We start from the raw sequence: 15,502 nt of genomic DNA on the forward strand, positions 1-15,502 counted from the left end.
AAGGGGAAAGCCCCGCCTTTAGAGCGGGGAAGGGGCAGGAATTCCCCACCCGCGAACCTTGATAGGGTAACCGCGTGAGCCCAGGAGCGAGGGGACAAGGGTGTTCTCCTGCCAAGACAGAAAAAGATCGTGAAGTCATATACTTGCAAGAATCCTGGGCCGAAAACTCAGGAAACTCCACAAAAACAGCCTCGGGTCTCCCACCCTTGGGGCGGGATAGCCCGGGACAACCGGGTGAGGTTGCAAAAAAAGAGGGCCGAGTTCTCCTCTCCTTGACGGGAGACCGTCTTTCCTCTAATATTTTTCCCTGGGCCATGATCTGATCCAATGAAGCCGGGACACCGCAACGGGGGAGACGGATGTATGCAGACCTTCCGAGTCGATCACATTCACCTGATCGCCCCTGAGATCGAGACCACCAAACAGTGGTACTGCGACATGCTCGGGGCGAGGGTGACCTTTGAAAGCGAGTACAAGGGAAAAAAGATATACTACATAGACCTGAACGGTTTCAAGCTCATCCTCATCGAGGGGCTTCCCCACGAAACCCCGCTCCCGCCGACCATCCAGAGCCGCGTGGGCCTGGATCACTTCGGGGTAGAGGTGGAGAACATGGACGCCGCCGTTTCAGAGCTCAAGGCAAAGGGTGTCAAGTTCCTGCTGGAACCCATGCAGTTTCGCCCTGGTCTCCGCATAGCATACGTGGAGGCTCCGGACAAGGTCCGCCTCGAGCTCAGCGAGCGGAGGTAGGATGGGGCTTCGCGGCACGATACCATCGATCGATCTGATTCCACCTGAGGTTGCAAGGAATCTGATAGGTGTCTTCTTCGACATCGACGATACCTTCACGACCAGGGGCAAGATACCAAGCAAGGCCTACCAGGCCCTGTGGAGGCTCAGGGCCTCTCGGCTCAGGGCCGTTCCGATCACGGGAAGACCTGCCGGCTGGTGCGACCATATCGCCCGGATGTGGCCCGTCGACGGGGTGGTGGGAGAGAACGGGGCCTTCTACTTCTGGTTCGACGAAAAAGAGCGAAGGCTGAAGAAGCGGTTTCTCGATCCGGAGGAGGTCCGGGCCGAGAAGCGGAGACGCCTGATGGATTTGGGACGAGAGATCCTCGCCTCTGTTCCGGGCTCCGCTCTTTCGAGCGACCAGCTCTACCGCGAGACCGACCTGGCCATCGACTACTGCGAGGACGTAGAACCCCTCGGCCGGGACGCGGTGGACAGGATATGCGGGATCTTCAGACAGAACGGGGCGGTCTGCAAGGTCTCCTCCATCCACGTGAACGGGTGGTTCGGCAGTTACGATAAACTCGGGATGACCGCCACCCTGGTGAGGGAGCAGTGGGGACTCGACCTGGAGCGGACCAGGGACCGGTTTCTCTTTTGCGGTGACTCGCCGAACGACGAGCCCATGTTCCGCTTCTTCCCATACACCGCCGGGGTCGAGAACGTCCTCCGCTTTGCAGACCGGATGGAGAACCTGCCCGCGTTTGTGGCCGGCCAGGAGGGAGGCGAGGGATTCGCCGAGATCGTCGAGGTGATAATCCGTCACAGGGAGGGTTGATCAGCGCTCTGTTCCCGGTTTCTTTGCAGAAGCGATCCCTACTTCTCCTCCTGCATGCTGAAACCCTTGACCAGGCTGCTCTGCATGACAAACAGGATAATCAGGGGGGGGAGCATGGCGAGAATCGTACCCGCCATGATGATGTTCCAGTCCGCCGCCTGTGCCTGCCCGGCCAGAAGCATCTTGATGCCGATCTGAACCACCCGCATCTCGTCCCGGTTCGTGATCACCAGAGGCCAGAGGTACTGATTCCACATGTAGAGAAACTCGATAAGGAAGAGGGCGGAAATATTGGTCTTTGAAAGGGGCACGAGAATCCGCATCAGGAAACCCATGGGCGTAATCCCATCGACCCTGGCAGCGTCGCAGAGCGAACCGGGGACGGTGAGAAAGAGCTGCCGGAACAGGAGCACCCCCGTTGCACTGGCAAAGAAGGGGATGGTGAGGGCATAGTAAGTATCCACCCAATGGAAGTTTCTCATCAACTCGAAGGTGGGAACGATACGGATCGGCAGGGGGAGCATGTGGGTGATCAGGATTATCACGAAGAAAAGCCCCTTTCCCCGGAAATCGCCGAAGTAGGTGAAGGCAAAGGCGGCCATAAGGGAGAGGGCGATCTTGCCCACGGCCACGGCCACGGAGATGAACGCGCTGTTGAACAGGAGGCGGCCCATCTTCACGGTCTTCCAGGCGGCCACGTAGTTCTGGATCGTGTCCGTGCCCGGCGTAAACTTGGGAGGATAGACAAAGACGTCCTGGAAGGACTGGGTGCTCACGATAAAGGCATAAAAGACCGGAAAGGCGATGATCACAATAGAGGTGATCAAAACCAGATGAACCAGAAAGTGGAAAAAACGGTTCCTATTCATCTCCATCCTATTGGTAGAAGACCCACCGCTTGGCAAACCTGAACTGGAGCAGAGTCAGCCCGGCCACAAAGACAAAGAGCACGATCGACTGGGCCGAGGCGTAACCGGTCTTCAAACTGATGAACCCGTCATAGTAGAGCTTGTAGACCAGGACCTCCGTGGCCCGTGCAGGACCACCCTCGGTCATGACATCTATCAGGCCGAAGACCTGGAAGAAGCCGTAGAGAGTGTTCATGATCAAGAGGAAGAGGGTCATCGGCGATAGGAGGGGGAAGGTAATCTTCAGGAAACGGGTCAGAGCCCCGGCCCCGTCGATTTCGGAAGCCTCGATAAGCTCCCGGGGGATGGTTTGAAGACCGGCCAGGAAAAAGATCACGTTGTAGCCCACCATCTTCCACATGGCAGCCAGCGTAATCACCACAACCGCAAAGGTGCCGTTGGTCCGCCAGTTTGGCATCGTCCCGGAGACAAGGGAGATGAAGTAGGAGAAGGCTCCTGTGGAAGGATCAAAGACCAGGGCCCAGATGGTCCCGGCCACCGCGGGCGACAAGGCATACGGCCAGATCAGGGCCGTTCTGTAAAGTCCTATACCGGCCACCTTCTGATTCGCCACCAGAGCCAGGGCCAGGCAGACGGCAAGGCCGATCACAACGATGGCACCCGTAAAAACCAGCGTGACGATGAAGCTGTTGAGATAATCGGGATTGAGCAGCTTGATGAAATTGTCGAATGCAACGTAGACGAGCCGGTCACCGAAGGGTGAGACCCTGAAGAAACTGTAGTAGAGGGACTGGATAGAGGGGATAATCAGAAACACGATCACGATGACGACAGACGGGGAGAGAAGGAGGTAGGGGAGCAATCGACCGGGGAATCTACTTTGCATGGCTTACCAGAGAGAATCGGGGGCACATGGTAAGCCTCGTGCCCCCTTCCAAGCCTCGCGGTTATTGATAGAGCTCGTTGTACTCCTTCAGAAGCCTGTTAGCCTCGGCCGCATACTCGTCCATCGCCTCCTGGGGCGACAGCTTGCCTTCGACCGACTTCTCCAGGGCCGTCCTGAAGGCCTGCCGAATGGCAACAAAGGGGCCGAGACGAACGCCCTGAGACGCAGGGACCTTGACGCCCGTGAGGATCTCGAGAAATGCCGTGAGGTGATTCGGGTGTTCCGAAAACCATCCCTGGTCCATAAGGAGTTTGACCGCGCTGTTGGTGCTCGGGAAATAGCCCGTATCCTTGTGCCACTGGGCCGAGACTTCGGGGCGAACCAGGTACTTGTAGAACTCCCAGACCGCATCGTATTCCTTCTGAGAATGGCCTTTCATGGTCCACAGGGTGGCTCCCCCTATAACCGTATTCCCCCTTGGATATCCCTGGAGCCTCGGGAGAAAACTCGTCCCGACCTCGAATTTGGCTGCCTTGGTGATGGAGCCGACCGAGGAGGTCGACTGGTAGAGCATGGCGATCTTCTGAGCCAGAAAAGCCTTGTTGGCGGAGTATTCAGGACCTCCATACAGGAAAACCCCCTTCTTGGCCCACTTGGTCCATTCGCTCACGACCCTCACGCCGAACTCGCGGTTGCCGAAGACCTTCGTGGCCCTTCCTGCTCTACCGTTCTGGTGGTCCGCATAGAACTGCTGGTGGAGGGTGTGCATCTGCTCGAACTGCCAGTCCGGCCACCCGAATGAGACGGCGTTGGGGGCCACACCGCTCTTCACTATCTTCTCGCCGATCTTCTCCATCTCCGCAAAAGTGGTCGGCGGTTTGGTGGGATCCAGTCCGGCCTTTCTGAACAGGTCCTTGTTATAGTAGAGAATCGACGTGGAGGAATTGAAGGGCATGGAATAGAGTTTCCCATCCACCGCATAGTAGTCTTTGATCGGGACGATGATATCGCCCCAGTCGATCTCTCCCGGTTTGGCGATCTTGAATATGGGAACGATCGCCCCGCTGTCCAGCATGGTCTGAGTACCCACTTCGTAGACCTGGACGATGTGCGGAGGGCTCCCTCCCCTGGCAGCGGCTATGGCCTTTGCCAGAACCTCCTTGTACTTGCCGCTGAACTGGGGCTCCACCTTGATGTCCGGGTGGGTGGCATTGAACCCCTCCACGATACGGTTGACAGCAGGCATCCGCTTGGCACTCATGGCGTGCCAGAAGGTGATCTTCGTCACCGCCTGGGCCGCCGTGGAAGTGATTCCCACGGCAAAAGCGGCGACCAGCAATCCGGCGAGAATGAGGACAAAATACCTATTTTCTTTCATGGCTCTTCCCTCCTCAATGGTTTGGTTTAGATACCTGTTTCACCTCCTTTCCTTCCTGCATAAACTCGCCAACCTGCGTGAATCTCCCTCCTTCCTGTGACTTTGAGTTGGGAAACATAACCGCAAAAAACCAACAGCAAAATAATGGAAAACGCTACATTTGTCAACATGCCGGCCGGCCTTCGCCAGCCGGTTCGGGACAGGGGCCTATTCTCCGATCCCGTAGATCTTCATCAATCTCTCGTTCAGCCGGGGAGATATGATCCATTTTCTTATTCTGGGTCCGATTCTCTCCATCGTCTCCAGATACAACCGGTCTCTGCTCACCTCGGGCGCCTTTTGATACGCTTCGAGAACCTTCAAAAACCTGCTCGACTCCCCCAGGGACCGATTTATCTTTTCCTCTCTGTAAGCCTCAGCCGACTTTATCAGCGCCTCGGCTTCCCCGCGGGCCTTGGGGAGGATCAGGTTCTCGAAGGCATGGGCTTCGCTTATGAACTTGTCCCTGTCTGCCTGGGCGTTGATGACGTCCTTAAAGGCCTTTATCACGTCCTTGGGTGGATGGATCTCCTGGAGGTTTGTCGTCAATATAAGAATTCCGCATCCATAGTTGTCCAGAAATTCCTGGACGATTCTCTGGGTCTGATTCTGAATCTCTATTTTTCCGATGGTTAGAACCTCATCCACGGGCATGCCGCCCAGTATCTGGGTTATGGCCGCCTCTGCAGCGACTTTGACCAAATAATCCGGGTTTTCTGTCCCGAACAGGTAATCCGAAGCATCCTTTATCGAGTATTGCAACATGATCCGCAGGTCGATAATATTGATGTCACCGGTCAGTCTCTGTACGATGGCTGCCCCGGCCTTTTCCCCTTCTCCTCCACCCTCTCTCACATAGCCTATGCTTGCCCTTCTTATCTTCCTTACCTTCGGCCTGTCCACCTTCTCGATCGGCCATGGCAAGTGGTAGTGCATGCCTGGAGAAACCACTCCCCTCACCATCCTGCCAAACCGCCTTACCACACCCTGTTCATCGGATTGCACAACATAGAAACCGGAGAGTACCCAGATCAGGGCAGCGCCTATCAAGCCAAGCCTGGACAGGGCCCTCAGGTGTTTGAAACTCGCCTTCAAATCATCCAGTACCGGGTTAGTCTTTTTCTGCCCCATGGGAAGTCACTGTTCCTGTTTTTTCCAATAGTTCCAGGAGATCCGTATCTCCTGGAAGCAAGATTGTCGTCTTTTCGTCGAGGAACTTCTCATAGCACTGCAATGTCCTTAGAAACTTGTAGAACCCGGGGTCCTTGCCAAATGCCTCGGCATATATCCGCATGGCCCCTGCGTCTCCCTCCCCCTTGATCTTCTCGGCCTCCTTGTAAGCTTCTGAGAGGATTATCTCCTTCTGCTTCTTGGCTTCCGCCTTGATCTTGGCCGCGACCTCCTGCCCCTCAGACCTGTACTTCTTCGCTATTCTCTCCCTCTCCGCCCACATGCGGGCAAAGACACTGGGTTTGTTCTCATCCGGAAAATTCAGCCGCTTCATTTTGACATCAACGACCTCAATCCCGAACTGGTGCCGGGCCCTCTGGTCGCACTTCTGGGATATGAGATCCATGATCCGCTGGAGTCGCATCTCTGCCGGATTATCCGAAACAAAGGCAGTCAGTGGATAGTTGCCGAAGACGGCACCCGCCTCAGCCCGAACAATGTCCTCCAGCCTCAACTCCGCGCTCTTTCGGTCTCTTACCGCCTGCAGAAACTTCAGCGGTTCGATTATCTTCCAACACAGGTACATATCGACCACAATATTCTGCTTGTCACCCGTCAGGAACTCCGAAGCCGTAGGATCGTAAACCAGAACCCTCTTGTCGAAGACGGTCTTTGTCTGGATGGGATCGGGCAGTTTCCAGTGCAAACCGGCTTCGCGGAGAACCTCCACAGGTCTCCCAAACTGGAGGACCACCCCGATCTCTGTCTCATCCAGGGAGAAGAGCGCGGTATTTACCATGTAGGTCAAGACTATGACCGCCAGAATGAGCGGCAACAGCTTTCTCTTCATTCTTTTCTCCCCCCGATCAAGCCCCCAACAGATCCGCGTCTCCCCGCATAGGGCCTGAGATCCAAGACATCTGTGGATCCACCTGGGATGAGAATGAATTTGTTTGTCCCGGGCAAGACTTTTTCCATGGTCTCGAGGTAGATCCGGGTCGTGCTTATGTCCCTGGCAGCACGATATTGGCCTAACTGCTCCAGAAACCGCATGGCTTCACCTTCGGCCCTGTTGACCTTTGCAATCTCATAAGCCTTCGCCTCTTCGAGAGTCCTGGCCGCATCTGCTCTTGCCCGTGGAACAATGCGATTGAAATAGGACTCAGCTTCCCTGATATACCTCTCCTTGTCTTCGCTGGCACTGGCAACCGACCTGAAGGCCGGCACCACCTCAATCGGCGGGTGGATGGCCGGAACAGCGACGTTGATGATCTCTACCCCAACCCCATATCTGTCCAGGAACCCCTGAAGCGTTCTTTCTATCTCCTGTTCGATCCAATGCCTCCTGCTGGTCAAGAGCATGTCGATGTCCTGCCTGGCTACCAGGTATCTGACCGCCGCCTCACAGGCCCCCTTTATCAGGGTCTCGGGTGCATCAACCCTGAACAGATAATCAACCATGTTCCTAATCCGGTATTGAACAACCATCCATACATCCACGATGTTCTGGTCTCCTGTCAACATCAAGGCCTCGTCGTAATGTTTCTCGTACTTCCCCTTCACGTGGCGGGTCTCCCACAGATAGGCCTCGGGTTCTTCCTCAAAGGTCTTTCGGGTTCGAAAGCCTATCTCCACCCTGTTTATTCGTCCGGTCCCCAGTCTTATTACCTTTTCAAACGGGAAAGGGAATCGATAGTGAATCCCGGGCATGACGCCTGGCTTGATAATCCTCCCGAACCTCAGCACTATCGCCTCCTCACCCGGTCTCACAGTGTAGAGGCCTGTGAGCAGATAGGAGACGACAAGACAGATAGTCGCAACCCATATGATCATCCTCCTGTAAGGCACTATCTTGCGGTAGTACCCTACAAGTCCGGTTCTTCTGAGAAAGGGAATGATTCTGAGTCGCAAGGCGATGAATTGGAGCGACGTCTTGGTCAATAGCGCCCTTGCTCCACTTTGGAATATCTCGAAACCGACCACGGTGATAAGAAAACCCACGACTATCGCGGCGACAGGATCCAGCCTGAACCCCATCATGTACCCTATCAACCCGATCAGAACCGCTATTGACGAGTACATGTCGGTTCTGGAGTGCTCGCCGTCTGCGATCAAACTCGGCGAATTCGTACTACGGCCGACATGTATCTTATAGCGGGAAAGGAAATAAGAAACCATGATCGATATCGCCGTGCCCGCCAGCGCAACGGGCAACATCCTGATCTCTGTTGTTCCTTGTCCCAACGCCCTTCTAAACACCACATAGGCTGAATACCAGATGACGACGGAGATCGTGATGGCAATCGAGTTCTCGATTCTTGATCTCAGGAGGGAGGGTATCGCCCTCTTCTGAGAGACCCGGATTCCCAAGAAGACCAGGACAGATACGAGGATATCCGACCCCGAATGAAGCGCGTCCGCCAGCAGGGCCAAACTACCAGAGAGGATTGCCAGCAGGAGTTTCAACAGGACCAAGAGAACATTGACCCCTATGGATATGAATGCAGCCGACGATTTCCTATCCAATCCCATAAGACCTGTTCCCCGAAACATCCGCGACAGTTGCAAACAAATGATCAGCCGTCAAAGGAAAGGGGCAGCCCTCGAAAAACCGTTCAAAGGCCGCCCCCTTTCACACCTCCATTTCGATCCGAGGCTGGATCTCATCTCACTCTGCCGGGTTTGAGACTCAAATCGGGACCAAATCTTGAATCAAATCTTGAATCACCCTGGCCAGACCTCTTAATCCCGGCCGGATAGGATTCAGAGTTTCCCCTGAGCCACGGGCTTGAGCCCGATTTCCCCCTTCTTCAGTACATCGCCGGGTCCCTCGAAAAATGCCAACATCTCCTCGTCGCTCGCTCCCGTCGGTCTCCACCATTCAGCCTTCAACAGGTTTGCCTTGGCTTCCTCGATTATTCCCCATTCAACAGGAACCCATTTCGTCTCATAGCTGACCTTGTGGGGAGTCAGTGTATAGAGGGTGTATTGGTTTGGATAGGAGACAGCCGCGGGGTTCACAATATAGTTTACGCCGTTTACCGTCTTGTATCGCAGACCGATATGGCGATGACCGCTCAGCACCAGTTGTACAGCGGGCACGTACTTCTCAAAGATCTTTCTGACCTCAGGTGCATTATCCACCTGGAACTTGTCGAATTTCCCCCCGAACTCGTCGTCCTTGCACCAGGCCACAAAATTGTGGTGGCAGAAAACCACGTTGACCTTGTCCCGATTAGCATAAAGTTCCTCGTCCAAGAACTTCATCTCGGACAGCGGTATATGGCCGCCCCAATGAATCGGCACATTGGAATCGAGACCGATGAGATGGAGGCCGGGCATCGGATCGGCACCCCACCAAGCGTCGGCCCCTCTGTAACCATGGCCCTGAAATGTCCAGATCACGGCCGCCTTGTTCACACCCACATATGGGGCTTTCCCGGCCTTTGCCTGTGATGCCGGGGCGTAATCGTGGTTTCCGCATACCACATAATAGGGAACCCTCAGATCATCGAGGTAGACCTTCATTAGATCGAGGTTCCAGGGTTCGCCATCCAGGAGCAAATCCCCTGTAACCACAACAAAATCGAGGTCCTCCACCTTGTTCAGCTCTCTGACGGTCTTCTCGACGATCTCTGTACTCGCAGCCCCCATCTTCATCCCGTTCACCCCGTAAAGAGCCATGTGGGTGTCGGTGACAACGGCAAATTTCGCCTTTTCAAAGGCGAAGGTTGCTGTGAAGAAAAACAGAACCAGCGATAGGGCAAGCCCTACTACAAGAAGTTTACGGTATTTTGTCGGCATCTTGACATACCTCCTTCCCTCCCGTTACTTGGTGGGGGAAATTTCTTGCTCCCAATTCGAGTCTCATTACAAGAAAATTCTTCTACTACCCCAAGAAAAATTTGTCAACCGTAGCAAGAATCCGAAATCAACCATCCAGAGTCGAGGGGCGGGAAACAACCCTGCGTCCACTCAGTCAGCCTGTAAAGTTTGACAGCGAGCCTATCCCGAGTTCCCTCTGGACAAGCAACTCCTCGTTACCCGACTTCCTTGCCGCTCCTCATAGTCATGCCGATCAAGCCCAGCAGAGCGGTCCCACCCATGAGAATCACGCTGATGGCATTTATCTCAGGTGTGATGAAAAACCGGAGCTTGGAGTAAAGAAAGATCGGCAGGGTGGGTTTTGCACCGATGAGGAAAAGGGTGGTAGAGAAGTTCTCAAAGGAGAGGAGGAAGGCGAGGATGCCCGCGCTGAAAAGGGCGGGCAAAAGATAGGGCAAGGTCACACTGAATATGGCGCCCCAGCGGCTCGAGCCGAGGTCCATGGCCGCCTCCTCCAGCTCGATGGGAAACTTGCGAAGCCTGGCACTGATCACCAGGGTTGCGATGGTACCGATGAAACTGAACTGGCCAAGCACAACCAGGAGAAACCCGGGTCTGAGAGACCTCACGATGGGCCTGGCCAGATGAGGCCCAAAGAAAGCTTTGAGAACACCGATGATACCGTGAAAGAAAACCAGGATGGAGATACCCAGGATGATGCCCGGTATGACGAGAGGCGCAATGATGGCTAAGTAGAGCACCTGTTTTCCCCGGAAGTTCTCCCGGATGAAGAGAAAGGAGCTCGTCGTGCCCGCCACCAGGCTGAAGGCCGTCACGAGAAGCGCCACCCTCATGCTCATCCCGATGGCTCGGATCATCCTGGGATCGTTGAAGACCCCCACATGATCCTTGTTCGTGCTGTAGAACCAGTCCAGCGTAGCTCCCCGCCACGGAAAAGAGGGGACCTCGTCGTTGTTGAAGGCGATGATCCCGTTGATGATCAGGGGGACGAAGAGGAAAAGAAGAAAAGCGATGATGTAGACCACGTAGATCGTATTGAGAGTCGGGGAGCTGCCGGGCCTTCTCGCGCTCACCTCACCACCTCCGTGAGTTTCTGGCGGGTAATCTTCAGGCCGAGCCACACAAAAAGCCCGCTCAGAAAGAGCAGCAGAAACCCGAACGCCGCCCCCTGGTTCCAATTCCAGGATATGATGAACTGGTTGTAAATCGTCTCGGTGAAATAGAGGCTGTTCTTCCCCCCCATGAGAGTGGGGGTGAGGTAGTTGCCGAGGGCGAGCATGAAGACGATGATGCACCCGGAAGTCACGCCGGGCACGCTGTGAGGCCAGATCACTTCCCAGAGGATGGTCCACCTCTTCGCCCCCAGGTCCTGGGCGGCTTCGATCAGAGAGTCATCGAGGCCTTCGAGAACCCCGTATATGGGGAGCAACATGAAAAGCATCGAAGCATAGACGAGCCCCACGAAGATGGCATAATCGTTGTACAGCATCTCCACCGGCTGGGAGAGTATCCCGAGTTTGACCAGTATCCAGTTTATCACCCCGGTCTCCCTCAGCATGATCATCCAGCTGTACGTCCTGACGAGCTCGCTTATCCAGAAGGGAAGGATCACGACGAGGATCAAACCGAGTTGCCACCGGCCCTTGGCCACCTTGGCCAGGAAAAATGCCGTGGGGTAGCAGATGGCCAGGGTAAAAAGGGTCGTGACGATGGCGTACATGGCGGTCCGCAGGAATATCCGCCAATAGAGGGGTTCAGAAAAAAACCTGACGTAGTTTCCCAGGTAGAACCCCTCCTCAGGATGCCGGTTATTTATGAAAGAGATGACGAAGAGCTGTATGTGGGGGAAAACGAGGAGGCCGAAAACCCAGAGCAGAAGGGGAATGAGACAGACGAGCCTGAACCAGGGGAAAGGCCTCTCCCTCGAATTGCCGGATCCACCGGTATAGAGCGTACCTCTCTTGATCTCCTCCATACCTTCACTCGCGCCCGACACTCATGTCAATGTCCGCCAGAGCCTCCGTGGAGAAGCAGAGGGTGTCCTCAGGAGACCAGGCGACCTGGATCCGCTCCCGTGCAGAGAAGGCCTTGACATGGGATGCCTGGGGGACAACCACCTTCATCTGGTACCCCTCGGAAAGCTCGACGAGGTACTGGGTGATGGCCCCCTCGAAAATCACCTCCACGACCACGGCGGGGAAAGCCTGATAGCCTTCGGGAACCGAATCGCCCCGCGATGTGATCAGAACGTTTTGAGGTCGCACAAAGATGAGGCTCTCCTGCTTGCCCTGAAGCCCGGGCTGCGCCACTCCTTCCAATTCGAGCGGTCCCACACCCACCTTCACCCTCCCGTCGTTCCAGGAGAGAACACGGCCCTGGAGGCGGTTCGAATCCCCCACAAAGGCCGCCACGAACGAGGTCCTCGGCGAGTTGTAGAGTTCTTTGGGGGCCCCGAGCTGCTCGATCCGACCCCGCAGCATGACCGCCACTTGGTCGCTCATGGTCATGGCTTCACCCTGGTCGTGGGTGATGTATATGAAGGTCGTCCCCACCCGGGACTGGAGCTTCTTCAGTTCGAGCTTCATGTGTTCCCGGAGCTTCAGATCAAGGGCCCCCAGAGGCTCGTCAAGGAGCAGGACCGTTGGCTCGAGAACCAGACACCGGGCGATCGCCACGCGCTGTTTCTGTCCCCCGGAAAGCTGGTGGATCGCCTTGGCCTCAAACCCGGGAAGCCCGACCCTCTCGAGCATCTCCGATACGCGCCGCCGGATCTCTCCCCCGGGAACCTTGCGCCGTCTCAGTCCGAAGGCCACGTTGTCGTAAACAGACTTGAGAGGAAAGAGGGCCAGGTTCTGAAAGACCAGGTTGGTTCTTCTCCGGTTGGGAGGGACATCGTTGACAAGTTCGCCCCCGATGTAGACCTCGCCCCGGGTGGGCGCCTCAAATCCGGAGATCATCCTCAGGATCGTGGTCTTCCCGCAGCCGCTGGGCCCCAACAGGGAGAAAAAAGAACCCCGCGTCACCGAGAACGAGACACCGTCGACTGCCGTAAAATCACCGAATTTCTTTGTCAGGCCTACGACCTGAACATCGATGTCCTTGTCAGCCATGATCGAGCATCCCCGCCGGATGCCGAATCCTGTCCCGTGGATCCGGCCCGACGGAGAGGGCATACTATTCCCTCTCCGGCCGGATCCGTGACAGGGCGGCCTACCTTGCCGCCTTCAGCTTCTCCTCGGCTTGGGCCCTTAGTTCATTGACATAGCTGGGAATGGTCGGATACCAGTTGATGTTTGCGATGGCCGCAGGCGGAAAGCTCTCCCTGATGAGCCTTTTCTGCTCTGGAGCCAGGTAGTCGGTCGCCCCCTTCACGGCCGAGAGAAAACCGCCTTTCTCGATGAGCTCGCCCGCCTTTTCGGGGGTCATCACAAAGTTGATCCACTTGTACGCCCCTTCGATGTTCTCAGCCCCGGCGGAGATACAGAACGTATCGATCCAGCCCAGGGCCCCTTCTTCAGGGGCAAAAAACTTGATATAAGGGTATTTCTTGCTGAGAAGCCAGCCCGTGCCGTCCCATCCCTGGGAGATCCAGCACTCTCCGCTCGCCATGAGGTCGATGTTCTGCTGGCGGGTCGTCCAGTAGGTCCTTATGCACTTCTTCCTGGAGATCAGGAAATCCGTAATGTTCTCGATCATGTTCTTGAAGAGAAATTCGCTCTTGAAATTCCGAAAGACGTTCCAACCCAGACCATACCCCGCCCCCGCAAAGGTCGGCCAGCGGAATCGGGTCGTGACCCGGCCGCACCATTTCGGATCGTACAGGTCCATGTAGGAGTAGGACTTCTTCCTGATCTTCTCGGTGTTGACGATGATTCCCGAGGTTCCCCATGTATAGGGAATGGAGTACACCTTTCCGTCGATTGTGGACATCCTCGTCACGGCCTTTGCCAGTGAAGGAATGATATTGTCCATGATCTTGATCTTGGAAAAATCGAGGGGCTGGTATATTCCGAAGTTTCTCTGCGCCTCAGGGGTGTTGTCGATCGAGGGTTGGGCCAGGTCGTATCCCTCGCCGCCTGTGGCCCGCATCTTGCTGATCAGCTCGTCATTGTTGGCAATGTAGGTCACCTCCACGGTGATCCCCGTCTGCTCCTTGAAATCCGCGATCATCTTGTCGGTGACATAGCCCTCCCAGGTTATAAGGGAGAGGGTCTTGGAGCCGGCAAGGGTGGGCATGGCACTCCCGAGAAGGAGTGCCGCCGCGACAAAAACAAACAAACCTTGCAGAATCTTCTTCATGATGTTTCCTCCTTTGCTCCGTTAGAACAACTCGCCGAAAAAAACCGAATCCGAGCCTCTTCACCTCCTTCCCCAGAGTCTCCTGACCAGACCAAACAGAATCTCCGGCCGCCCCCCTCCTTCGTCACCTCCTGACCGCTGTTTCTCCAAGCGACCTCACAGGCGGATCGAATGTGTCCTCTACAAAGGATTCTAGAAAAGCCGCCGACCAGTTGTCAAGGGGAAAACCCGGGTGGAGTTCCCCCATTTTCTGGAAACCTCTTGTTCCTTCGCTCCTGAGCTCACGCGGTGACCCACTGGAGTTTGGCGGGTGGAGAATTCCTGCGCCTTCCCCACGAACACGAATCACGAACACGACATCTCCCCTTCCCGCTCAATCTCGATGGGTGCCCATCCGTGCAACCTATATGCACCAAGCCAAAAAAAAGGACCCGGCCGAATCGGCTAAGTCCTTGAAATCTTTGATGGGCGATGCGGGATTCGAACCCACGGCCTTTGGTTCCGGAGACCAACGCTCTATCCAACTGAGCTAATCGCCCGCGACTCTTGGAGATCGGGACCTCCTTCTCTTGATCAGAAAGGTGAAGGCGGGTTGGCCGATCTCGATCATGTCACCGTCCTTGATCCTTTTGCGATATGTTTTGATACCGTTTACCCGTGTCCCGTTTGTCGAAGCAAAGTCATAGATGAAATAGCTGCCTTCTTCAAACCTGATCTTCGCGTGATGGGCTGAGACCGAGGGGTCGGCCAGCACGATATCATTGTCTTCATGCCGCCCGATAGAGGTCACCTCGTGGTTGATTTCGTAGATCTTCTTTTCGGACCCATCATCCCCTTTCATGATAAGCAGGGCCGAGACACGGGAATCGGGAAGAATCACCTCGGTCGCGTCGGCCGATCCTTTCCCCTCTCCGGCAACCCCCTGCAACCGGTCCGGTCCGGCTTCCTCCGAGCCGAGGGACCTGAGCCCCTCGAGGTACCTGGTAAGGTTCCTCATGTCGTTGGGAGAGACCCTGATAAATGAGAAACCCGAGACATAGCCAGAACCCATCTTTAGTGAATATACGACCCTCCCTTCGGCTTCGATGGGCGAGGAACCCGCGATAAAGCCGATCCGGATCTCCTGGTTCGTCGGCAGGGGTCCGTCGGTCCGAACCATGAGCCCACCGAGACTCACGTTACCGGTCCTCACCCTCTTCTCCCCGCGGCCTGTGAGGAGGATCAACCCGGGAAGATCCGCTTCTGAACGAGCCGTTCTGCGCCGCTCGCGCCGGGGTCTCTCGTCGGGCCTGCCGACATCCATACCCGCTCCTGTCGATTTCTCCGTGCCCACCGTGTCAAAGACGATATCATCCTATTAGCACAGACCCACAAAAAGGTCAACCTGGTTTGCATCTCGTAGAGTCTCCTGGGTTTTGGGCCGAGGATTCTTGCAAGTATATGAC

The 15,502-nt window shown here is 55.7% G+C and carries 14 protein-coding genes and 1 tRNA gene; 2 read left to right on the top strand and 13 right to left on the bottom strand.

All coding sequences use genetic code 11. The features are described 5' to 3' along the window. Positions 1-363: 363 nt before the first annotated feature. On the top strand, positions 364-750 hold the full coding sequence (locus tag JRJ26_05865) for a VOC family protein (protein MBW2057007.1): 387 nt from the start codon (positions 364-366) through the stop codon (positions 748-750). 1 nt (position 751) lies between these two features. Then, positions 752-1,570: an HAD-IIB family hydrolase gene (locus tag JRJ26_05870; protein ID MBW2057008.1), complete on the top strand. Its 819-nt coding sequence runs from the start codon at positions 752-754 to the stop codon at positions 1,568-1,570. A gap of 38 nt (positions 1,571-1,608) precedes the next feature. Here the strand turns inward: JRJ26_05870 and JRJ26_05875 are convergent, their stop codons facing one another. The 13 genes from JRJ26_05875 to JRJ26_05935 form a co-directional block, all read right to left on the bottom strand. Further along, positions 1,609-2,439 carry an ABC transporter permease subunit gene (locus JRJ26_05875; GenBank protein ID MBW2057009.1) on the bottom strand — a complete coding sequence of 277 codons (831 nt, stop codon included), beginning with the start codon at positions 2,437-2,439 and terminating at the stop codon, positions 1,609-1,611. A gap of 7 nt (positions 2,440-2,446) precedes the next feature. Further along, a complete protein-coding gene (locus JRJ26_05880; protein MBW2057010.1) occupies positions 2,447-3,325 on the bottom strand; it encodes a sugar ABC transporter permease in 879 nt (292 codons plus the stop codon). 61 nt (positions 3,326-3,386) lie between these two features. Further along, on the bottom strand, positions 3,387-4,703 hold the full coding sequence (locus tag JRJ26_05885; protein MBW2057011.1) for an ABC transporter substrate-binding protein: 1,317 nt from the start codon (positions 4,701-4,703) through the stop codon (positions 3,387-3,389). Positions 4,704-4,910: 207 nt separating this feature from the next. Next, positions 4,911-5,873: an FtsH protease activity modulator HflK gene (gene hflK / locus JRJ26_05890; protein ID MBW2057012.1), complete on the bottom strand. Its 963-nt coding sequence runs from the start codon at positions 5,871-5,873 to the stop codon at positions 4,911-4,913. Continuing rightward, positions 5,854-6,762 carry a protease modulator HflC gene (gene hflC / locus JRJ26_05895; protein MBW2057013.1) on the bottom strand — a complete coding sequence of 303 codons (909 nt, stop codon included), beginning with the start codon at positions 6,760-6,762 and terminating at the stop codon, positions 5,854-5,856. Before hflC ends, hflK (JRJ26_05890) begins: the two co-directional genes overlap by 20 nt. Continuing rightward, positions 6,759-8,444 (bottom strand): FtsH protease activity modulator HflK, encoded by a 1,686-nt coding sequence (hflK, locus tag JRJ26_05900; GenBank protein ID MBW2057014.1) that lies wholly within the window; start codon positions 8,442-8,444, stop codon positions 6,759-6,761. Before hflK (JRJ26_05900) ends, hflC begins: the two co-directional genes overlap by 4 nt. A gap of 231 nt (positions 8,445-8,675) precedes the next feature. After that, positions 8,676-9,716, bottom strand: coding sequence for a metallophosphoesterase (locus tag JRJ26_05905; GenBank protein MBW2057015.1), 1,041 nt, complete (start codon positions 9,714-9,716; stop codon positions 8,676-8,678). Between the two features lie 236 nt (positions 9,717-9,952). Next, positions 9,953-10,789: an ABC transporter permease gene (locus JRJ26_05910; GenBank protein MBW2057016.1), complete on the bottom strand. Its 837-nt coding sequence runs from the start codon at positions 10,787-10,789 to the stop codon at positions 9,953-9,955. A gap of 38 nt (positions 10,790-10,827) precedes the next feature. Beyond that, complete coding sequence (locus JRJ26_05915) at positions 10,828-11,733, bottom strand: ABC transporter permease (GenBank protein MBW2057017.1); 906 nt, start codon at positions 11,731-11,733, stop codon at positions 10,828-10,830. 4 nt (positions 11,734-11,737) lie between these two features. Beyond that, on the bottom strand, positions 11,738-12,868 hold the full coding sequence (locus JRJ26_05920) for an ABC transporter ATP-binding protein (protein MBW2057018.1): 1,131 nt from the start codon (positions 12,866-12,868) through the stop codon (positions 11,738-11,740). 100 nt (positions 12,869-12,968) lie between these two features. Then, positions 12,969-14,057, bottom strand: coding sequence for an extracellular solute-binding protein (locus JRJ26_05925; GenBank protein MBW2057019.1), 1,089 nt, complete (start codon positions 14,055-14,057; stop codon positions 12,969-12,971). 465 nt (positions 14,058-14,522) lie between these two features. Beyond that, positions 14,523-14,596, bottom strand: a tRNA-Arg gene (locus JRJ26_05930). Then, entirely contained in the window at positions 14,587-15,360 is a 774-nt protein-coding gene (locus tag JRJ26_05935) for an FHA domain-containing protein (protein ID MBW2057020.1), read from the bottom strand. The genes JRJ26_05930 and JRJ26_05935 overlap by 10 nt, the downstream gene beginning before the upstream one ends. Positions 15,361-15,502: the final 142 nt, after the last annotated feature.

The sequence above is a fragment of the Deltaproteobacteria bacterium genome, from assembly GCA_019308905.1.
Lineage (GTDB): Bacteria > Desulfobacterota > BSN033 > WVXP01 > WVXP01 > JAFDHF01.